This window comes from Paenibacillus sp. MSJ-34, assembly GCF_018918005.1.
Classification (GTDB): domain Bacteria; phylum Bacillota; class Bacilli; order Paenibacillales; family Paenibacillaceae; genus MSJ-34.
Genome location: NZ_JAHLPR010000050.1, coordinates 1 through 22,944 on the forward strand (window position 1 = coordinate 1; position 22,944 = coordinate 22,944).

Annotated in this window: 14 protein-coding genes; 10 read left to right on the forward strand and 4 right to left on the reverse strand. The window is 52.8% G+C overall.

What is annotated here, in order from left to right:
* Positions 1-171: 171 nt before the first annotated feature.
* From KQI79_RS22255 to KQI79_RS22270, 4 genes are read right to left on the reverse strand one after another with little or no spacing between them, the layout of a single operon-like run.
* The gene (locus tag KQI79_RS22255; RefSeq protein ID WP_216540512.1) at positions 172-912 is read right to left on the reverse strand and encodes a hypothetical protein; all 741 of its coding nucleotides are present in this window, start codon (positions 910-912) and stop codon (positions 172-174) included.
* On the reverse strand, positions 909-1,625 hold the full coding sequence (locus KQI79_RS22260) for a fluoroquinolone export ABC transporter permease subunit (RefSeq protein WP_216540513.1): 717 nt from the start codon (positions 1,623-1,625) through the stop codon (positions 909-911). Before KQI79_RS22260 ends, KQI79_RS22255 begins: the two co-directional genes overlap by 4 nt.
* Positions 1,622-2,476 (reverse strand): ABC transporter ATP-binding protein, encoded by an 855-nt coding sequence (locus KQI79_RS22265; protein WP_216540514.1) that lies wholly within the window; start codon positions 2,474-2,476, stop codon positions 1,622-1,624. Before KQI79_RS22265 ends, KQI79_RS22260 begins: the two co-directional genes overlap by 4 nt.
* Positions 2,469-3,086 (reverse strand): TetR/AcrR family transcriptional regulator, encoded by a 618-nt coding sequence (locus KQI79_RS22270; protein ID WP_216540515.1) that lies wholly within the window; start codon positions 3,084-3,086, stop codon positions 2,469-2,471. The genes KQI79_RS22265 and KQI79_RS22270 overlap by 8 nt, the downstream gene beginning before the upstream one ends.
* Before the next feature lie 156 nt (positions 3,087-3,242).
* On the opposite strand from KQI79_RS22270, the gene KQI79_RS22275 reads away from it, so the two are divergent.
* From KQI79_RS22275 to KQI79_RS22320, 10 genes are all read left to right on the forward strand, one after another.
* On the forward strand, positions 3,243-3,872 hold the full coding sequence (locus KQI79_RS22275; RefSeq protein WP_216540516.1) for a bifunctional 4-hydroxy-2-oxoglutarate aldolase/2-dehydro-3-deoxy-phosphogluconate aldolase: 630 nt from the start codon (positions 3,243-3,245) through the stop codon (positions 3,870-3,872).
* A gap of 155 nt (positions 3,873-4,027) precedes the next feature.
* Positions 4,028-6,475, forward strand: a complete 2,448-nt coding sequence (locus KQI79_RS22280) for a YcdB/YcdC domain-containing protein (RefSeq protein ID WP_216540517.1) — start codon at positions 4,028-4,030, stop codon at positions 6,473-6,475.
* A gap of 679 nt (positions 6,476-7,154) precedes the next feature.
* Positions 7,155-12,308, forward strand: coding sequence for an S-layer homology domain-containing protein (locus tag KQI79_RS22285; protein ID WP_216540518.1), 5,154 nt, complete (start codon positions 7,155-7,157; stop codon positions 12,306-12,308).
* A 215-nt stretch (positions 12,309-12,523) separates the two neighbouring features.
* Positions 12,524-13,468, forward strand: a complete 945-nt coding sequence (locus tag KQI79_RS22290) for a carbohydrate ABC transporter permease (protein WP_216540519.1) — start codon at positions 12,524-12,526, stop codon at positions 13,466-13,468.
* Between the two features lie 3 nt (positions 13,469-13,471).
* Positions 13,472-14,284, forward strand: a complete 813-nt coding sequence (locus KQI79_RS22295) for a carbohydrate ABC transporter permease (protein WP_216540520.1) — start codon at positions 13,472-13,474, stop codon at positions 14,282-14,284.
* A gap of 100 nt (positions 14,285-14,384) precedes the next feature.
* Positions 14,385-16,733, forward strand: a complete 2,349-nt coding sequence (locus KQI79_RS22300; RefSeq protein ID WP_216540521.1) for a glycoside hydrolase family 65 protein — start codon at positions 14,385-14,387, stop codon at positions 16,731-16,733.
* A 7-nt stretch (positions 16,734-16,740) separates the two neighbouring features.
* On the forward strand, positions 16,741-17,415 hold the full coding sequence (gene pgmB, locus KQI79_RS22305; RefSeq protein WP_216540542.1) for a beta-phosphoglucomutase: 675 nt from the start codon (positions 16,741-16,743) through the stop codon (positions 17,413-17,415).
* Positions 17,416-17,514: 99 nt separating this feature from the next.
* The gene (locus KQI79_RS22310) at positions 17,515-19,326 is read left to right on the forward strand and encodes a sensor histidine kinase (RefSeq protein ID WP_216540522.1); all 1,812 of its coding nucleotides are present in this window, start codon (positions 17,515-17,517) and stop codon (positions 19,324-19,326) included.
* 4 nt (positions 19,327-19,330) lie between these two features.
* Positions 19,331-20,944, forward strand: a complete 1,614-nt coding sequence (locus tag KQI79_RS22315; protein ID WP_216540523.1) for a response regulator transcription factor — start codon at positions 19,331-19,333, stop codon at positions 20,942-20,944.
* 123 nt (positions 20,945-21,067) lie between these two features.
* Positions 21,068-22,360: an extracellular solute-binding protein gene (locus KQI79_RS22320; RefSeq protein ID WP_216540524.1), complete on the forward strand. Its 1,293-nt coding sequence runs from the start codon at positions 21,068-21,070 to the stop codon at positions 22,358-22,360.
* Positions 22,361-22,944: the final 584 nt, after the last annotated feature.

Genomic DNA, 22,944 nt, shown 5'->3' on the forward strand with positions numbered 1-22,944 from the left:
ATTGATACACCAAAAAGCTTTCGACCTATGATCTGCCCATATTAATTACCCCAAAAACGGATACAGTTTGCAACTCTATTTTCATTTATGGCGATGGTCGTCAGGCCATGGGGGATTTGAATGAAAATAAGGCTAAATCTAGAATTTTTTGCGAACATGATCATGCATCTATTAATCCGTTTTTAATAGAAACCGTTGATATAAGAAACGCAGCGCGATGACATGCACGGCAATGCCGGTGCCTCCGCAAAGGGCCAATACCGGTATTGTCAAAGCCTTCGGCGTCATGCCGCCGGCCAGAAACGTTCTCGGAACCCAATAAGCCGGGACGATTCCGGCGAGCAATTGCCATGGCAAAGGAACAAAGTAGGCGATCGCAGGCAAAAAAACGATCAATCCCGCTCCTTTCGACCAGGCCAGGCCTTCCACTTTGTTCGATGCGCAGGCGGCCAACAATAAGGCGATTAACGGAGCTTCCATCGCCAGCATGGGAAGCGTCGCAAGCAAACTCGCGGTCTGCGCCGGTGCAAGGGAAGCTGCGAGCAGAAACATGCCGCAATAGAGGACGGATAATACGATCGGGAAAGAGAGACGGTACAGCAAGTAGCCCGACTTGGAAAGCGGCGTGACGGAATAATAGGCGATCAGGTTCTCGTCCCGTTCGTCCAGCATCATAAATCCGGCGAGCACTCCTAGAATAAGCGGAATAAGCAGCATCGCAAAGCTGAGGATCAGATTGTAATAAGGAGCCAGATCGAATCCGGCTTCGCGCTGCAGCAGCGCTGCCGCGAACGGAATGCCGAACCGGACCGCCAATATAATAAGCATCGGAGCCAGCAAATAAAAAGCGAGCATCGGATCGCGCGCAATTTGTTTGACGTCTCCGCGAATAAGATGAAGGAACCGATTCATTTGCCGCCTCTCCTTTCGTTTCCGATTTTTAAAATGATGAACTTGCGGAATGAATGCCAGGTCCATAGAAATGCAATCGCGTTCCAGCCTGCCAGAAGCAGGAGGCCGTACGCCAATTCGCGCCAATCAAGCGGCGAGAACGCCGTACCGAGCAGCAGCAACGACGCTTTCGCGGGCAAAACGGCAAATAGCGGACTTGTCCATACACCCACGGTTTCGAAGAGCGGCAGGACGAAAACAAACGTGTACAGCGTAGACATGAAGAAGAAACCGTTCAACGTCTGGCATCTTACCGCCAGTCCCATACCGATCAAGGTAAAGAAAAAGGAAGTAAGCGCAACGCCTGTCACATACAGCAGCAGATTCGTATGAAAGCCGAAGGCGCCGACATGAACCGCATAACTTGTAACGACGGACAAGAGGGTAAGGGACAGCGTTTTCGACACGATATATTCCGCCGGACGATACGGCGTAACGAATAAATTGTCGTAGACGTTCTGCCCTTTCTCCAGCAGCACGAGACCGCCGATAAAGAAAAAGCCGAGCACGCTCGGATCGGAAAAGGTTATGAGAATGCTTGCCGTTTCCTTGTACTCCCGAGGCATGAGTCTCAGCAAAACGATATAGGCGGCGCTGATGAACAAATAAGCGTAATAGAAGCCGTGCCTGAACTGCAGTTTCATATCGTAAACGAAAGCCGACGCCAATCTCATCCCAAACTCCTCCCGGTCACTTGAATAAAAATATCTTCCAACGAAGCTTCTTGCGTATGGATCGTCTCGACCCGTTTCGTCCGCAGCATATCGAGAAAATGCGGATCCGTTCCGATTCCGTCCAGATGGAAATCGGCGCTCCGCAAGCCTTCGCCTTCCCGGTATTCGACGCGCAGCCGTTTGCTGCCGCGCTGCACTTTCAACGTCCGCGGCGAATCGATCAGACTGATTCCGCCGTCGACGATAAATGCGACGCGATCGCAAATTTCATCGGCCGCGCTCATATTATGCGTCGTGATCAGAATTGTTTTGCCCTCGGACTTTTTGGCCATGATCAAATCCTTCATCTTCCTTGCGTTGACCGGGTCGAGTCCGGATGTCGGTTCGTCGAGAAACAAAATATCCGGTTTGTTCAGCAGCGCCCGGCAAAAATTCAGCCTCATCTTCATGCCTTTGGAGAAATCGGATACTTTCGTCTTGGCAAATCGCTCCAGATCGACCATGGCGAGCAGCCGCTCGGGTTGTTCCGTCTCCCCCTTGTACAGGGAACGGAATAAATTCAAATTTTCCAATGCCGTAAAACGGTTGTAAAAATTGGGGAATTCAAAAGCGACTCCGATGTTCTCGTAATAATCGTTCGTGACCTCGCGCAATTCGCGGCCCATCACCCGAACTTGCCCCTCATACCGTTTCAGGATGCCGATCAAAATTTTTTGCGTTGTGCTTTTGCCGGCGCCCGACGGGCCGAGAAAACCGAAAATTTCCCCTTTGCCCATCGAGAAATCGAGCCCTTTCAGCGCAGGTTCCGTTTGCCCCGGATACGTATAATAAAGCCGTTCGACCTCAATCATGGCGCTGAGCCTCCTCCTTAACCAAGCCGCTGGCGACCAGTTCAATGAGCAATTCGATCGTTTCCTCGTAACGTTCTTCGCCGATTTGCCTTTTTTGCATGGCCAGAAGCACGATGGACCGGATCAGACTGACGATCGTTTCCGGATTGCGGGCCGCCATCCACCCTTGTTGCTGTCCGCGCACGATCAGCGGCACGAAGAAAGCCGAGTCGTCCGTAAACAACTCTTGCAGTTTATCTTCCGGCAGCTTGCGAAACACAGATTCCATCGCATCCTCGTCGTATATTTGGCGGATGAACGGATTTTCCTCCATCACGGCAAACGACCGCCGCAAAAATTGTTTGAACATTTCTCTCGTGATATGGTCCTGCGCGAAGAAACGTTCGATCAGCTGCGACCGAATGACGCGTTCCTCCTGCTGCAAAATTTCGCAATACAGTTCTTCTTTTGAACTGTAAAACAAATAGAACGATCCTTGCGCGATTCCGACCGCTTTCGTTACGTCTTCGATGCTCGTCTTTTTTAATCCTAACACGGCGAACAGCCGCCTTCCCTCGTCCAGCAGTTTGTTGCGGATCGCTTCCTTTTCTTTTTCCGTAAATTTCGGCATAGGATCGACACCTCGTTTATTTTGAATTTATGAATAATTTATTTTTATATTCATAATATACGCCGGCATTGTCGATTTGTCCAGAGCCACATGAAGTTATGGTATAATGACGTTGACGTAAAAACGAATTGAAAATCGACGAAAAGAGGAATACATATGGATATGACAACGTTATTATTGCGGCATCGCATCGTCGCCATATTCCGCGGCATTGCCGCAGAACAGGCGGATATGGCGGGGCAAGCTCTCGTAGACGGCGGCATTGCCCTAATGGAAGTGACAATGAATACGGAAGGAGCGCTGCCGATCGTTTCGCGCTGGCGCGAGCGCTTTGACGGGCGCGCCTATATCGGCGCAGGCACGGTGCTGGATGAGGAAATGGCCCGGGAGGCGGTCGCCGCCGGCGCGCAATTTCTCATTTCTCCGAATTTGGACGAGGCGGTGATCGCATACGGCTTGGAACGGGGGGTCGACGTATGGCCGGGCGTAATGACGCCGACGGAAATCGTTCGCGCCTGGAAAGCGGGGGCGAAGGCGGTCAAGCTGTTCCCGATGGGGGCGCTCGGCCAATCCTACTTGCGCGAAGTTCGAGCTCCTCTGAATCATATCCCGATGATGGCGACCGGGGGAGTCGATTTGCATAATATTGCCGATTTTTTCGCGGCGGGGGCGGCCGCAGTCGGTCTCGGCAGCAAATTGGTCAACGCCGAATGGCTGGCGCGCGGCGATTACGAGCGATTGACGGACAACGCGCGGCAGTTTGTCGAGGCGGCGGGACGCGCCTAGAGGCTATTCAAAAAGTTTTTGAACACATTTTTAGCGTTCGTTCATAAAAAGTTCAAAAAAAATAATAGAAAATCCGGTAACTTTCTCCAATGCGATACGTTTTACTTTATAACGAACTATGAAAGCGTTTGCTTTCGAAGCGAGGAGAGGTTGGTTTGAACCGGAAACAGATGCGCAAAGCGATGATGAAGAAATCGATGGTAGCGGCAACGCTCACCTTTTGTTTAGTGCAGCAGGCGGTTGCCGCGGAGGCGGCCCATTCCGAGACGGTAACGGCGCAGTCCGGCCCAAGTTTTGCGGAAGTATCCGTCATGTCGGGAACCGCAACGAATTCGGGCGAAGGAAGCGCCTCCGTTTCAAGCGGGACGGCGATAAGGCAAGCGGAAGCGATCGATATCGCAGGCGGGTTGAATCCCGCGGATGCCAACATTTCCAAGGACGAAGCGGTATCGATTCTGCGCCGGCTGTTTCCGCATCTGCAAGACGCGGAAGTCGACCGGGCGGAATTCGGCGATCCGCACTCCAATCCGCCGAGCAACGAGAAAGTGTGGACCATCCAATGGTCTTATCGAAGCGGCAATTCCGGCATCGGCTTCAATAGCAGCGTCGATGCGATGACCGGCGAAGTGCTGCAAGCGAACATTGGCAATTTGCTCGAACTGAAATACGGCAAAATATACGAGCCGCCGCAAATGACGCGGGAGCAGGCGCTCGAGAAAGTGAAAGCGTTTATCGCGAAAGCTTCGCCTACGATAAAGCAAGATCAGTTATCGGAAGCCAATGTTCAATATCCGGACGAGCAATCGCTGTTTGCGCCCGCGAAGTATTATTTTCGCTTCAATGTACAGGTGGACGGCGTTTCCTCGGATAACGAATCCTTATCCGTGACGACGGACGGCAACGGCGAGGTAACGGATTATTACCGCAGCCGCTCCGAACTGCCCTATCCGAGCGCGAAGCCTGCAATTACGCAACAGCAGGCGGATCGGATCTTGGCGGACCGGCTTGTCATGGAACTTGCCTACGTTCCGGTTTACCGTGACGGGGCGCTTCAGTCCTACATGCTTGCATACCGCCCCGCGGCAAACGGCTATCAAATGATCGACGCGCAGACCGGCAAACCGGTCGCCGCGCCTGCGGGGGAACAATGGGAGCATGGCGAAACGATCTATAAGCGGGTGCCGAGAACGGACGCAACGTTCATTCCGAAAACGGGAGGCGTGGCGACAGGCGACGAAGCGGTCAAGCTCGTGACAGATGCGGCAAACGTTCCGGATGGAATGCAGTTGCGCCATTCATCGCTTACGTCGAGCCGGGGCGTCAAGAATGAACGAATGTGGCTGCTGACATGGGCAAACGAGGAGAATCGGGCGATGCCGTTCGGCGGCGACCGGTTCACGGCTCAAGTCGACGCGGATACCGGCCGCGTGATTCGATTCGGCACGGAACGCTTCCCGATGCCGGGAGTGAGGAGCGAAGGGGAATCGAAACAGCCTGCGGGACAAACCGTTACGCAACAACAGGCGGAGCGAACGGCGATCGAACTGGTGAACAAGCTGTATCCGAACGCCGCGGAGGCGTTGAAACTGGCGTCTTCGCCGCCCGCCTACATGAAGAACGGCGATAGCGACGATTATTTATTTTATTTCCAACGTTTCTATAACGATGTTCCGGTTGACGGCGATACCGTGACCGTCGGCATCTCCCGTTCGGGGGCGGTACGGAGCTATTCCGCGGAACGGACCGGGATGCTGGAGCATTGGGCGGAAGGGCAGAAAGCCGCCGTAACGGCGGAACAGGCGCTGCAAACGTATCGGGAGCAAGCGGTAATGGAACTGCGCTATGCCCGGTTCGGCGGATATTACGGAACGGACGGGAAGGAGCTTAAACCTTCTGTGAAGCTCGTATATGATATGAAATTCAAAGATCGGGACCGGTCGTTTATTGCTTATATTGATGCGAACAACGGGAAATTGACGCAGACATGGTCGATTCCCGGCGGCGGTGCGAAGGATGCCGAACAAGCGGCCAAAGATATTGAGGGGCATCCTTCCGAGAAGGCGTTGACCAAATTGCTGCTTCACGGCATTTTGACGCCGGACGAACAAGGGCGTCTGCAACCGGATCGTTCTATTACATACGGTGAGTGGCTGGCGATCATGTCCAAAGTGGTAAATCCCTATTACCAGTCTCTCTATCCCGGTATGAATGAGGCTCCTTTCGCCGATGTTGCGCCGGAAAGTCCTTATTTTGCGGCTGTGAAATATGCGATTCAAGAGGGTTGGCTGGCCGAGGACCGCAATGCCCAATTGCGGCCTGAACAAGGGGTAACCCGGGAGATGCTGGCCGTCTCGCTGGCCAAAATCGTAAAGTACGATAAATTATCGCAGTTTCTGGCCGATGACAAGACGGTCGCGGAGTTGAAGGACGCTTCGTCGATCGAACGCAAGGGAGCGGCGGCGCTCTCCCTCAAGCTCGGATTGCTGCAACCGAAGGACGGGAAGTTCGAGCCTCAGGGAACGGTAACCCGCGCCGATGCGGCGGAGATCGTCATGCGCCTGGTCGCCTTGCAAGGGAAGATCGATACGGCGATCGGCAGATAAACGGAAGAAGGCTGTACCGCGCATGGTCAATGCTGATGCGGTGCAGCCTTTGTTAACTTGTTTAGTGGAAGCTCGTCGTCATGCGTTTAGCGGTAAAATCTGGAGCAAATAGGTTCTCATCGCGTAAATCGCGAAAGGTAACGGTATTTTCCGGAGCTAATCTCGAGCATTTCGGCGAAAATGTCGATTTCGGAGAAATTAGCGGTAGATTTTCCATGTAATGTGGCTGAAGAGGGGCAGTCGGGAATATTAGCGCCGGTTTTTGGAGCTAACTCCCAAAGAGGCCTCCTATTCATGCTGCGTATGTATGCGACACAGGAAACCTGTAAAAACGGCGATATGCGAGAAATTGCGGCTCGTTCTCTTCCGGAGGCGGGCTGTATTTTTTTGCTTAGGAGGAGTTCTTTTGTCAAGCACAGTGGAGCATGTAAAAATTTTCGGAAGCATGTAAAGATCTTCTGTATTTTGCCGCGCCGGAACTCATTATGATGAAGTTGGTTATGCAGGATTGATGGAACGACCGGCAAACGGAAGCTACTGGGGGTTAATCGGAAAGAATTTTCTTGAAAAGGAGGGGGAAATGGAAATTTAATCGGAACCGTTTTCATCCTGATGGAACGGTTCGCAGACATGCGTCTAAGAAGAATCTGACAATAAACCGGTAATGGAGGTCTTATTCATGCTTAAAAATGCGTTTCAAAAATGGACGTCCGCTGTCTTATTCATTTGTGTGATGATAACGACGATCATTCCAACCGCGGCGGCGTACGGGGCGGAGGAAGGCGGCGGCGCCGGCTCGCTTTCGCTTGAAATCGCGCAAAGCCAAGTCAATGGCGAATACGCGCTGAATCTGTCGGAGGTCGGCAATGTAGATTGGCTTCATCTTAAAGGGGATGGCGCAGGGAATGTCATTCAGATCAAAAAAGCGGGCTCCAACTCCGTTACATTTAGCGTATATGGAGAAACAGCGGTGGAGGGGAAACCGAACCGGGGCGGCGACGCCAACTATATATCGTACTCATGGAGCGACGGTATGCCGGGATATGAAACAGGCGTTAAAGACACAGGATTCGGCGTGTTCTTTCCCGAGCGGAGCAGGGATGCCGGACCATATGAAAATGTGGGCTGGGATTTTACAGTAGCGCCGCAGCCGCAGGATACGACGATCGTATTCGGCTTGGGAATGTGGAACGCCAAGATTGATCTGAACTTCTATGCGGAGGATTCTCTTGTAGAAACGAAGCAAATTAGCGCCGGCGGCACTTCGCAAGTGTACCAGTACCAAATGAAAGTGCCTGCCCATGTAAGCGTCAAAGTGGAGGGCCGGCAAACGGAAACCATCGCGAAGTACGGCAACATCACGTTCTCCGGGCTTGCGGTCGGCACTGGGGAAGTTGTGGACAAACTGCCATTGCGGAACGAATATAATGCGGTGAAAGATATGGTTCAACGTCTCTATACGGACGAATCATGGCAAGCGTTCGTCGCCGCAAGAGAACAAGCCAAGACGATATTGGAAAAAGCGGATGCAACGCAAATCGAAGCGGACAATGCTCTCCGTGATTTGAGGCAGGCCAAAGCCGCGCTCGTTAAAAGAGAAACGAATATTATGGTCGATTATACGGGCTCGTGGAAAGGCAATTACGCTTTCGGCAACGTGAAAGATCAACGGGACCGGTATCAGACGTTCACACCGAAAGAAAGCTTTGAGATGGAATACGTTCAAGTTCGCGTGATGCCGGAATACGGCGCGAACGATCTCATCGTAGCTCTCTACGCCGTCAATGATGGCGGAATTCCCGAGGGCGCGCCGCTTGCGCAAGCCGTCGTGGACAGCGCCGCGGTTGCAAGCGATGGGTTGACAACGGCGAAATTGAGTTACTCTCTCGAACAAAATCAACGTTATGCCATCATCCTTTCGCAAACGAATCCGGTAAACGGCAAATATCAATGGGTCGTAACGAACAAAACGGAAGACTCGGAGAACGAATACTTTGGCAAGACGGTATTTGCAAACGGGTCGGCGCGGTTTGTTCCGGAAGCGCACCTAGGCACCGGAATATTGCGGATCGTCAAAAAATCGAACCTGGATAAAAGCTCGTTGGAAGCGTTAATAGAGGAACTATCCCGCTATAACCGAAAATTTTACACAGCACAGTCCTGGTCGGCACTGGAGACCGAGCTGGCCCGCGCCAAAGAGGTGCTGCACGATTTTGACGCCGAACAGACAGAGATTGACGCAGCCTTCTCCGCCTTGCAGGCCGCATTCGATAACTTGTCGGTAAGCGGCGGCTTGGACGGTTTTGCCGAACAAATCGCCGCCATCGAAGGAGCCGTTGTGAAAGGCTATACCGAGGAGTCTGTGTATACTTTGAAACTTGCCGTCGAAGCGGCGAAATCTCTGGGGACCGATGCCTCCGAACAAGAGAAATTGCAAGCCTACTCGAACGTATTGAATACGCTGGACCGTTTGCAGGTGTCCGGCAAATATCAATATGAAACGAACAGGAAAATGACGGCTGCGTTCGGATTTGAGGGAGATAAGAACGCGTCGCTCGCTTTCCTGGACGGCTCGTACCAAATCGGGGGAGCACGGCCGCAGCAGCACGGGCCTGTCGCGCCTATGCAAATGGTTACCTTCGGCGTGACGGATACCGACCATATTTCATGGTATAAAGCGGAAGGCTATCTGCCGGTATTCGTCAGCGAATATACGAAGGACGACGTGAAGTACAAGATTGAGAGCTTCGGCAACAAACACACGGTCGAGGGCAAGGATTATGTCATCGATTATTCCAGAGTAACGGCAACGAATCTGTCGGGCGAGAAAAGATTGTTGCCGGTCGTTTCCGGCAATTTGATCCCTTTGAACGAACATGCGAACCGCACCTTTGTCATGGAAGCCGGGGAAACCGTGGTACGCGACTATGCTATCGAAGCGGATAAATACGAATACTTTGACGAAGGCGTAACGAAGTTTACTTCGCTAACTTCGGATCAAGTGGCGAGTCAAGGCTCATTCGACGATAACTACCAATCCATGAAGACGTATTGGGTAAATAGGCTGTCCGCATTGGTAAGCATCGATCTGCCCAACAAAGAACTTGTCAATGCGTTTAAAGCGGGCTATATCGATATGATGATTATTAAGGACGGCACCTATCTGCATGTCGGCGAGAACGGATATGCGAGATTATACTCCCACGATACGCTGGGGATTTTGGTGCAGCTGCTTCAAAGCGGAGATTTCCAATACGCGAAACAGTATCTGGAGAGCATCCCTTTGACCGGAGGAATCAATATCGAGACCGGCGAGATCGACGGCAACCTGTATTGGGACGCCAACTGGAAACTGGCTTGGGCCTATGCCGTTTATGTAAGCAAGACGGGCGATATCGGCATTTTTGACGAGCAAATGACTGCCGATGACGGGTCGAGAGGAACGATATTCGAGAAAAGAGTCAAATATGCGGCGCGGAGCATAGCGGACGATCGCAAGGAGAATGCCGACGGAATTATGAAGCAAACCTATGCCATCGACGATAAAGGTTATTGGACGATTGACAATCACTCCGCACTTATGGGATTAACGGCTTATGAGTACATCGGCCGCGAATTGTACAAAGCGACGAACGACGAGCGGTATATGCTGGAAGCGCAATGGGCCAAGGCCGAGTATAATGATTTATTGGAAAAATTCACAGCCAGATTGCAGAAAACGATCGATGACAAGAAGCTGGATTACATCCCGATCTCCGTCGTGCAAAGCAATGACGAGAACCGAACCAAAGATTCGAGAGACGCGAACTGGGCATCGATGTTCCTGTTCGGCAGATGGACATGGGACGGCTACTTGTACGGAGCGGAACAGCCCGAAGACAATATCAACATTTCGATGCTGGATCAAACGTATACGTACGGCATCAACAGACGAATCAACGAGGGAACGACCGATTCCCCTTACAATTTCGGCGGATACCCGCACGGTTTCTATTCTAGCGCGTACAACGCGGGTTACGGCAGCGCGGCATTGCGCGGGGAACAGTACAGAGATATGGGCATTAAAGCGTACGAATTTATGCTTGAGCGCTCCATGAGCGGACCGTTCAGTTGGTGGGAAGGGATTGATTATCCGAAACAGAAGACTCCATGGGCCAAAACGAACGATCGTCTGAGCGTGCATAATACGCCGGGCGGCGGCGGGTCGGCGCCGCATATGTGGGGACAGTCGGTTAACTCCAAAGTATTGATCGATGCGCTGATCGCCGAACGGATTTACAACCAAAACCGGAACTACGATATTATCGTGGGCCGCGGCATCCCGAAGGAATGGGTGGAGAACGCCGCGGACAATGCGAACGTCGTTGCGGAAGTGAACAACTATCCGGCGTTCCAGGGCGGCAGAGTCGGCTATAAAATCGTAAAAGACGGAAACAAACTTATTGTGACGTTCCATAGCGACTTGAACGGAGCCAAGGTAGGTTCCGAGGCGGAACGGCAATTCAGCATCCAATTGCCGAGCATGGTGAACAATATCGCCGCCGCATCGGCGGGAACCGTCGACGGTGCGAAAGGAATCGTCTCCGTGCCGATCGATACGCCCAAAGTAACGATCACGTTGGGCGACTCGGCGCAACCTGGCGATAAGCAGGAGCTTCAACTCGCATACGATCAGGTGAAAGATTTAGAGCAAGGTACGTATACGGACTCGTCCTGGACGGAATTCGTCGGGGCAAGAGCGAATGCGAAGGCCGTCTTGGACAAAGACGGGGCAACTGCGGCGGAAATCGAAGCGGCTTTGGCGGCTTTGCGCGAAGCGATCGACCGTCTTGAACAGTCGGCGAAACCGGTGTGGCCGCAGGGCAGCAAAGTAACGTACTCGAACGTCGGTACAAGCGGCTTGACGTTGCACTGGACCCCGGCAGCGGACGCGAAGGGGATCGCTCAATACAGCATCGTATGGGGCGAGCGGAATCTGACCGTAAAAGGCGATGTCCATACCGTTCGGATTACGGGATTAACAGCGGGTACGCAATATACCTTCAAGGTCGAAGCGCTGAACGAAGACGGCCTTTGGAGCGACAACGGACCGAGCGTTACCGTGAAAACCAATTCGAGCGGCGGGGGCGGCAATTCCGGCGGAGGCCAAACGGGAGGCTTGGATCAAGGTTCGTCCGGCAACTCGGGAGAGAAGCCTGGCGATACGAAGGAAGAAGGCGACAACGGTTCCGAAGAAGGTCAAGATCCCGGCAAGGACGGCGGAACGCCGCATCAGCCGGGGGATAAACCCGCTCCCGGCGAGAAGCTGAAGGATATCGCCGGACACTGGGCTGCCGAAGCGATCCGCAAGGCGGCGGAACTCGGCATCGTAACAGGCTATGAGGACGGCACGTTCCGGCCGAACCATCATGTAACCCGCGGCGAATTTACGGCGATGCTGGGACGCGCCTTGAAGTGGCGAGGCGATCACGCCGTCGTTGCCTTCGCCGACAAGGAGCGCATTCCGGCATGGGCGCAAGCGTTCGTAGCGGAAGCGGTCGGCGCCGGCGTCGTCAAGGGTTACGAAGACAATACGTTCCGTCCGGACAAAACGATCAATCGTACGGAACTTGCCGTAATGATCGCCCGGGCGGCGGGACTCGCAACCGATCCGAAGGCGGAGTTGTCCTTTGCCGACGCGGATCGAATCCCGGCTTGGGCCCGGCCGTATATCGCAGCCGCCGTCGACGCGGGACTTGTGAAAGGCAGAGGCAACAATCTTTTCGTACCGAACGACAACGCATCGCGTGCGGAAGCGGTCACGCTAATCTTGTCTTTGCTGGAATATAAATGATAACGAATAGGTCTGCGCCTCGCCGCTTCCATAGGAAGACGGCAGGCCGCAGGCCTTTTTTACTAAGCTCGATACCGAATGTAAAAATATTCGGTGCCATGTAAATATCTTCTGTTTTGCCGCGGCGTTGCGGCCCGTATCATGAAAGTACGCCGCCCGGCTTGCCGGGCAAGCGAATTTGCAAGAGGGGAAATGGACGGAGGTATGCGACCATAATGGCATCTTACACGGAAACGAATCGAAATCAAGCCGGCAGGCCGGCCAAACGGGGATGGAGGGGACTCGCCTCTTCGCCGACATTCGTAGGGTATTTATTCGTCGCGCCGATTCTCATTCTGATGGGAATTTGGTTTTATTATCCTTTGCTGCGCTCGTTTATTTACAGTTTTCAGGATATCAGCTTTCTGAATCCCGACGCGGCGCAATTTATCGGCTTGAGCAATTATGCGGAGATGCTGAAGGACGACGATTTCTGGGGAGCGCTCCAAAACTCGGTCATTTTAACGGCGGTGGCCGTGCCGCTGCAAACGGTCATATCGCTTCTGATCGCCGTTAACTTGAACAAGATCGCCCGGCTCAAGACGGTGTTCCGCACGCTTTACTATTTGCCGTACATCACGTCCACGGTCGCGGTGACGACCGTCTTCATGTATTTGTTCATGCAGCGGGACGGCATCGCCACAAAGTTCTTCACTTTGTTCGGCATGGAGGACGTATCGTGGTACGCCAGCACCAAATATGCGCTGCCGTTTCTGATCGTGCTGACGGTATGGACGTATGTCGGCTTTTACGTCGTCGTCTATTTGGCGGGATTGCAGACGATCCCCGGCGACGTATACGAAGCCGGCACGGTGGATGGGGCCAACGCCTGGCAGCGGCTTTGGTACATTACGGTGCCGATGCTGAAACCGACGACGTTCCTCGTGCTCACCTCGGGCATGATTTACGCGATGCAGTTGTTCGATCAGCCGTACGCTTTGGCGCGCAACGGGTCGCTGGGCAGTCCGGCGGGCGCGACGAGCACGATCGTCATTTATTTTTACAGCCAGGCGTTCAACTTTAACCGCGCCGGTTACGGAAGCGCCGCCGCTTTTATCATTTTTGCGCTGATCGTTATTTTCACCATCGTTCAAAAACGTTTCGTAAAGGAGGACGTATAGCTTATGACAAACTGGAAAATTACGTGGCTGCGTTACGTTCTTCTGCTGGCATGTTCCGTCTTTTTCATCGTTCCGTTCGGTTATGCCGTATATACGTCGTTTCTGGGCAAAGCGGATATCGATAAAATCGTGCCGATTACGAGAATGACGCTTGAAAACTACCGGGACGTGCTGCTGAACTCGGACATATCGATTTGGTATCTGAATTCCGTTATCGTGACGCTCGGCATTTTGGCGGGCAATATGTTAATCAATACGATGGCGGCCTACTCTTTATCGAGATTGCAGTACCGCGGCCGCAATGTCATTTTCTTCATCATCATCGGGATGATGATGGTTCCGTACCAAGTGACGATCATACCGATTTATTCGATGATCGTGAAGCTGGGCTGGCTGAACAGCTATCAAGGCTTGATCGTGCCGTTCCTGTTCCAAGGCTTTCTCGTTTTCTTGATGCGGCAATTTTTCATCACCATTCCGAAGGAATTGGAGGAGGCGGCGGAGGTCGACGGACTGACGAAGATCGGCACCTTCTTCCGCATCATTCTTCCGCTGTCCAAAGGCGCGCTCGGCACGCAAATCATTTTCAGCTTTACGGGCACGTGGAATTCGTTCGTCTGGCCGGTGACGCTGGTGAACGACAGCCGCTGGTACGTGCTGACGGTTGGGTTGAATACGCTCAAGAACCGGTATTTCGAATGGCCGAACGTCACGATGACCGGGGTCATCTTGTTGACGCTGCCGATTATTATCGTCTTCCTGATTTTCCAGCGCCACTTGGTGCAGGGCATCGCTACGACGGGGCTGAAGGGTTGACGACTGCAAGCGGCAGAAGGCATAAGCAAAAAGAAAAAAGCAAGCGTTAAACGACAGAAGAGCCATCGCCATATAACAAAGATGAGAGGGAGAGATTGGTTTGTTAACCTATGACGCCGGCCAAGGCGAACGGAAAAACTGGATTGTGGCGGAAATGCGGTTCGACGTCCGCCATTTGGCGAAATATGAGACGATCATGTGCCTGGGCAACGGTTATATGGGCGTACGGTCGTGCACGGAAGAGCGTTATGCGGGCGAGACCCGGAATTGCTTCGTCGCCGGAACGTTCAACAAGTTCGACGAGCGCGAAGTGACGGAACTGCCGAATTGCGCCGATATGACGGAACTGGATATTACCATCAACGGGGAAACGTTTCATCTGGAGAAAGGGAGGATCCATCGTTATATACGCCAATTGAATCTGCGAACGGGCGAGCTGACGCGCAGCCTCGTATGGGAAAATAACGAGGGCGAGGCGTTCGAATTCGTATTCCGCCGGTTTGTTTCCTTGCGGAATCTACACTTGTTTGGCATGAGGGCGGAGATCGTCCCTCTGACCGGCGAGGCGGAAATTGCGATCCGTTCCGGCATCAATGGGCAGGTGACCAATTCCGGGGCGCAGCATTTTCACGAAGGAGACAAGCGGATATTCGACAAGAAGCTGCTGCAGATGACGGCGACGACGACCGAGTCAAACATCGATTTCGCTTTCACTTGCACGCATCGCCACCGGATCGGAGAACGAGACATGGAACCCGAACCGCGCCTGTCCATCGGGCGGAGAAAGGTCGCGGTGGAATACCGCTATAAGCTTGCGGTCGGCGAGAAGATTACGCTGGAGAAAATAGGCGGCATTTACACGAGCTTGGACCGGGAGTTTGCGGCGTGTGGCGCTGCTGAATTGCGCGAGCGCGCTTTGATAGATTTGCAAACGGAAGCGGCGAAAGGCTACGAACAGCTGCTCCTGGAAAGCGCGGAGGAATGGTCGCGCAAATGGGAGAAGGCCGATATCCGGATCGAAAGCGCGCATGATTTCGACCAGTTGGCCGTACGCTTTGCCCAATATCATCTCGTTCTTATGACGCCGGCGCATGATAACCGGTTCGGCGTCGGGGCGAAAGGATTGTCGGGCGAAGGGTATAAAGGCCATTCGTTCTGGGATACGGAAATTTTCATTATGCCGTATTTCCTGTTTACCGAACCGGAGACGGCGCGCAAGCTGCTGGAATACCGGTACAACACGCTGGCGGGAGCGCGGCGCAAAGCGCAGGCCAACGGCTTCCGCGGCGCGATGTACCCGTGGGAGTCGGCGTTGACCGGGGACGAAGCGACGCCGGATTGGGGTCCTGTCGATGTCGTTACCGGCACGCCGACCCGAATCTGGACCGGGGCGATCGAGCAGCATATTACGAGCGATGTCGCTTACGGCGTCTGGCAATATTACCGGACGACCGGAGACGAGCGGTTTATGGAACGATGCGGTTACGAAATCGTGATGGAAACGGCGACGTTCTGGGCGAGCCGCCTGGAATGGGACGAAGCCGCAGGCCGATACCATATCAACGATGTGATCGGCCCGGACGAATATAAGGAACATGTCGACAATAACGCCTTTACGAATTATATGGCGCATTGGAACATCCGGACGGCGATCGCGTGCCACGACAAGCTTAGGCAGGAACGGCCCGAGCTATGGTCGCGGTTAAACGAGGCGCTCCATCTCGAAGAGGCTTGCCGCGAATGGAAGGCCAAGGCGGATTTGATCTACTTGCCGCAGCCGCGCGCCGAAGATCTGATCATTCCGCAGGACGACACGTATTTGCACAAAAAAATAATCAATCTGACGAAGTACCGCAATCAGCGGGAAGTCGGCCTCATTTTCGAGGATTACAACATGGACCAAGTAAGCGATATGCAAGTGTCCAAGCAGGCGGATATTATGGTGCTGTTCTATTTGCTGGAGCATCTGTTTCCGCGGGAAGTGAAGCGGGCCAACTGGAACTATTACGAGCCGAAGACGCTGCACGATTCCTCGCTGAGCATGTCGACGCATTGCGTATTGGCTTGCGACATGGACGATACGGCGCTCGCTTACCGCATGTTCGAGCAAGCGGCCCGCATCGACTTGGGGCCGAACATGAAATCGTCCGATCAAGGCATGCATACCGCTTCGATCGGCGGCATCTGGAAATCGGCCGTGTTCGGATTCGGCGGCGTGCGCTCGCTGGACGGCAAACTGCGCATCGATCCGCGCCTGCCGAAAGAGTGGGAGTCGTTAGCCTTTCCGCTATATTGGCAAGGGGACCGTTTGCAAGTGCGTATCGTTCAGGGACGCCTGGAAATCGTCAAGGAGACAGGCGTTCGTCCGTACGTGGAGTTCACGGTGCACGGCAAGCCTTACACGCTGAAGGACCGGCTTGAGATAGCGCTTGGGCAAGGGGAGGTTTGAGTTGAGCATGGACGTTAAAGCGTTTATTTTCGATCTGGACGGCGTGATTACCGATACGGCCGAACACCACTACCAGGCATGGGGGCTTCTGGCGCGGGAACTCGGCATTCCGTTCGACCGCACGTTCAACGAACGTCTGAAAGGAATCGACAGGATGCAGTCGCTGGAGCTCATTCTGGAGCGCGGCGGGATGCGGGACCGCCTCTCCCGGTCCGAGAAAGAAGCGATGGCGGGACGCAAGAACGATCATTATACGCAATTGATCGAAGGCATTACCCCGGACCATCTGCTGCCCGGCATCGCGGAACTGCTGCGCGACGTGCGCGAAGCGGGGATGAGAATCGGACTTGCATCCGCCAGCCGCAACGCCGGAACGATTCTAGCGAAGCTGCAAATCGGGCATTATTTCGACACGGTCGTCGACCCTGCCCTGCTGGCGAAGGGCAAGCCCGATCCGGAAATATTCCTCAAAGCGGCGGCCGACCTGAAGGCAACGCCGGCATGCTGCGTCGGCGTGGAAGATGCGGAGGCGGGCATTCGGGCGATCCGCGGCGCAGGCATGTTCGCCGTCGGCGTCGGCACGCCCGAAGCGATGAAGGAAGCGGATCTGATCGTTACCGGTACCGCGGAACTGAATTTCGAGAAAATTGTCGAATTATATCGGATTAAGTCTAAAGTTTGATCAAAAGCGGGGGAAACCTGTGCTATCATTGGTTGAGGAAACACTTTCCTTAGCCAATGATCTTTTCTATTAAGGCTATCGAATGGGGGATCGGGCGCGTTGCGGCGAATAACAATGAAGGATCGCAGCATCAATCAAAAATTGTTTTTGACTTATGTTCTTCTCATTATCGTGCCTCTGATCTTTATCAGCCTCATATCGTACTATTATTCCATTTCTTTTCTGGAAGGACGGATCGTGAATTCCTTTACGGAACTGAATCGGCAAATGATTACGAATACGGACGCCTTCCTGCAAAACATGCTGCGAACGTCCGGCGCGCCGTTTTACGATCAGGAACTGCTCGCGATTTTGGCCAAGGATTACGACAGTTACGAATATCCGGTCTATGAAAAAGCGAAAGACTATAAGTTCGTGAACGATTCGTTTTTTCGCAATATTTTGCTGTTTAACGACGATATCGATTCGCTGGTCATTTATCCCAACAATAACGACGTAGCTTACCGCAAAGGATATCAGGTCATTTACAATTACGAATACAAGCCGGACGAAGAGGAATGGTTTCGATACATTGTAAGCAAAGAAGGCGCTCCCGTTGTCGTCGGGCTTCACCCGGAGAAGCAAGTGAGTTCGTCGGAGCGATACGTCCTGACGGTCGGCCGGGTCATCGTCGACCCGACGACAAACCGGAAGTTGGGCGTGTTTCTCATTCATATTCGCGAGAATGCGCTGCAAAAACTGTACCAAGGCTTGAAGTCCGGTCCGGAAGCGGAACAAATCATTGTAGACGAGAACGGAGCGATTCTGTTCAGCACGCATACGGGAGAAGTGGACGAACAATTTCAGGCCGCATTGAGCCGGTACCCTTCCGGCACCTTCAACCCGGCAAGCCTGGAGGGGAGCGAGAAGTATTATATCGTTCATAATGCTTCCCAAGTCAGCGGTTGGCAATTTTATACGGTCATCCATAAAGACAAGCTGTTTCACGAAGTATACTCGATCCGCAATTTTATCGCCATGATCGTAGTGATTTTAATCGTCGTTGCGTTCATAGTTGCTTATCTGGTCTCCCGCAGCATTTCCAATCCGATCATGAAATTGAGCCGGATGATGAAAAAGGTGGAGCAGGGGAACTTCAACGTGACCGTCGACGTGAAGAGCGGGGACGAAGTCGGGCGTCTTAGCCGTTCCTTCAATGCGATGACAAGCGAGATCAAGAGCTTGATCGGGCGCATCAAGGAGGAAGAAGGGCGGAAACGGAGCGCCGAATTGAACGCGCTGCAGACGCAGATCAATCCCCATTTCATTTACAATACCTTGTCGGTCGTAAAATGGATGGCGCAAGCGCAGATGGCGGACAACATTACGGAAACGCTGGATTCGTTCATTCGGCTGCTGACGTTCTCGACGCAGAATACGCAGCAATTCGTCTCGATCGAAGAAGAAATTTCGTTTATTAAAAATTACGTCTCTCTGCTGCAATTGCGTTATTTTAATACGTTCGAGGCGGAGTATGATATTGCGGAAGAGGTATTGAACTATCGCACGCTCAAATTTATCGTTCAACCGTTCGTGGAAAATGCGGTATTCCACGGCTTCGCCGCCGGAAATCCCGTCAAATACCGACTTATCGTCTCCGTGCGGCAGAAGGGCGGCGCGGTCGAGTTCACGATCCGCGATAACGGCGCCGGCATGAGCGAAGCGCAAATCCGGCGATTATCGAAGGAAAGCGGCAAGGGCAAGAAAGGCATGAATTCGATCGGCGTTCGCAATGTGACGGAGCGCATCGGGCTTCATTTCGGCCCGGCGTTCGGCGTGAACATCGACAGTTCGCCCGGCGAAGGCACGGTCGTTGCGATACGCATTCCCGTTCTGGCGCACGCCGATTCCCCGCGGGAGAAGGAGGGTTAACGAGATGAAAACGTTGATTGTCGACGACGAAGCTTTCGTCAGAATGAGTTTGAAAACGTCCATCGATTGGGAGGGCCATGCGTTTGAACTGGCGGGAGAAGCCTCCAACGGCGAAGATGCGCTCGCGAAAATTGCCGAATTGCAGCCCGATATCGTATTTCTGGATATTAAAATGCCGATTATGGACGGTCTCGAAGTGATGAAGCGGCTGCGCGAAGGGAAGGAAATGCCCAAAATCGTCATCTTGAGCAGCTTCAACGAATTCGATTATGTCCGGGAAGCGATGCGGCTTGGAGCCTTCGATTATATCCATAAGCCGAGCCAGAGCGCCGCATGCCTTCTCGAAACGATGCTGCGGGCGCGCGAGGCGATCTTGCGCGAGCGGAAACGGACGCATGAAATGGAAAGTTTAAAGCATAACGTCGAACGGATCAAGCCGAACATGAAAGCTTTGTTTTTTAAGGAATGGGCGGCCGGCGCCGTGCGGCATGCGTGGGAAGTGGAAGAAAAGACACGGCTGTACGACATTGGCCTTAAGCAGCCGAATGTGTGCTGTATGGCGATGACGGTCGATCAATTTGCGAAAGTAAAGAAAAGATATAAAAAAAACATGGAGTATTTGCTCGGTTTTTCGATACAGAACATATTGAACGAAATATTCCGCAAATACGAGGAGATCGAATTTTATCAAGCCGACGACAAGCGGTTCGTTATTTTGAAATCGTATTCCAAGCTGCGAAGCTCGCAAGAGATATACGGCGAGCAATGGGAATTAATCAAATCCGTTCAAACCGCATTGAAGCAATTCTTGAACGTTACCGTCAGTTTCGGCGTCAGCGCTCCGCATGGCAGCCTGCTCGATATTCCGGCCGCCTGCAAGGAAAGTTCCCAAGCAGCCGCCGCCAATTTTTACGAAGGAGCAGCCGGCGTTTCGTTTTTCCAAAACCTTGCAACCGAGGCGGTTAACGACGCTCCTACGCAGATTGAAACCGATATGGTCCGGCTGATGAAGCAGGATATCGCAGAGGAGCGCTGGGACGGCTTGCGCGCGTCGCTTGAACGGTTGCATCAACGGATTCGCGAGAAACGGGAGCTTTCGCGCACGGACACGATCCGTACGGCGATCCATCTTCACTATAGCTTGCATGAAGTTTATACGACCGGGGCGGTTTCCGAATCGCCCGAATTTCCCGAAATCGAACAATTTACGGAAGCAGATACGTTACGGCAAATTTTCGATCTGCTGCAGCGGGAAGCCGAGCTTGTGCAAAACCGCAAATGCGCTGCCGCCCAATCCGGAAATTATAAGGTGCGGATGGTGCTCGAATATATTCACCGGCATTATAACGAAGAGTTGACGTTGGAAGAGCTGTCGCACTATGTCGATCTGAACAGTTCGTATCTAAGCCGGTTATTTAAAGAGCAGACAGGAATGATGCTGATCCAGTACATTAATCAGTACCGGGTGAACAAATCGCTTGAATTGCTCAGAAACAGCACGCTCAAAACGTATGAAATCGCCGAGAAGGTCGGGTTTACAAGCACGGACAATTTTTATATCGCTTTCAAAAAAATATACGGCCATCCTCCGAACGAATTCCGCAAACATACCCTATAGCCGACGTAAAAATATTCGGCGCGAAGTAAAGATCTTCTGTTTTTCGGGGGAGCGATCCTCTTTATGATGAAAGTACGCCGAACATTCGTCGGCGAATACTCGAACAAAAAGGGGAAAAGGCAGATGAAAAAAGCGTTAACTCTTCTGCTCTGCTGTATGCTGCTGATCGGGCTTACGGCAGCATGCGGATCGAAATCGGACGGCGGCGGAAACGGCTCGCAAACGGGCCAACCGTCGGGCGAGGCGCAGGAACCGGCAAAAGAACCGGAGCAGCCGGCAGAATCGGCTGAAGTGACGATGGCGTATTGGGCGAACGCAGCCGAGCAGAAAAATTTTGAATTCATGGTGAAGGGCATCGAGCAAAAATATCCCGGCCTCAAGGTGAAGCTGCAGCAATATCCGACGAGCGACGAATTCTGGAAAGCGGTGCCTGCAGCGATTGCCGCGGGCGTAGGTCCGGATATTATCGCTATGTCCGATGAAGGAAACTATGAATATATCGCCAAAGGCGTATTGGAACCGCTCGACGAATTGATCGATAAAGTCGGTTTCGACAAAAGCCGGATCTCGGCATCCCTATACAAAGGCTGGACGGACAACGGCAAACTTTACGGCATTCCGTACGATTCGTCCACTTCCATGATGTCGATCAACAAAGATCTGTTCGATAAATCGGGCATTTCCAAATACCCGGAAACGATGGACGAAGTGGTGGAATTGGCGAAAGCGATGACGAATGACGGCATGAAGGGAATCGTCGGCAGCATCGATCCGTTCCACATTACGCAATACGTTCATGCGTTCGGCGGGGACTGGAACTTCGGCAAAACGATCAACTCCCCGGAAAATATTCAAGGCGTACAGTTCTTCGTCGACCTGTTCCTGAAGCATAATGTCGCGATCGCGCCGATCGAAGTCGGGGCGCCGTGGGACGGGGAAGTGTTCGCGAAGGAGAAGGGCGCAATGTCCACAAGCGGTCCTTGGTATGTCGGTTATTTGAAAGAAGCCAATCCCGAGTTGAAATTGATCGCGCTGCCGATGCCGAAAGGAACGGTTGACGCCCAAAGCGCCTATTCGCACGGATTGTCCGTTTTGCAAAGCAGCAAAAACAAAGAAGCGGCGATGAAAGTCATCGACTACGCGCTGCGCGACGAAGCGCAACTCAGCGCGATCGAAACGGTAGGGTATTCGCCGGCGGTATCCTCGCTGTTGCCGAAATATTTGGAGCAATATCCGGATTTGAAGCCGGTATTCGACAATATGGAGAAAGCGGGCATGCCGTTCGCTTATCCGGAGCAAACGAAAAGCTTCAACGCCGATTTGGTGAAGGGCGTGGAAGAAATTATTTTCAAAGGCGGCAAGAAAAGCGTGGAAGAATTGCTGAATGAGCTGCAGGAAAAATACGGTCAAAACTAACGGTAAACAGCTGTCTCTCCCAGGGAGGAACGTCCCGGGGAGACAGCTGTTTTTTGTTCCGGCGAACGATTTCGACGGCGCTAAAGTACGGGCAATCGGACTGGCTCACGGGCGGATGCGGATTGCTTGGAGCGGCTGCTGCATCTTGTTAGCGGGAAAAAATACCTTTCATTAGTTGAGTTGATCGAGATCTTTTCAATTATCGGCATTTTCCGGAGCTAATTTCGTGCAGTTCGGCGAAAATGTCCATTTCGGAGAAATTAGCGGTAGATTTTCCATGTAATCAGGTTGAGGAGAAGGTATCGGCAATATTAGCGCCGGTTTTTGAAACTAACCATCCGTCGAGAGCGCTGTCCCTCCTCTGCCGTCCCCCGCTATGCGAATCCGTACCTCGCCTCTACTTATTGTAGGGCAAGACTCCGGAATTAGGGGGGCTAGCCGATCTACAGTCTACATTGCAGAATTTATAGCATGACAGGACTAGAACGGGCCGTCTTGCCATTTTATCGACGTCTATGCTGTATAAAATGCAACGTAGCGGCCCATTCCGCACGATTTATGATGCCTATGTTGCAGTATATACA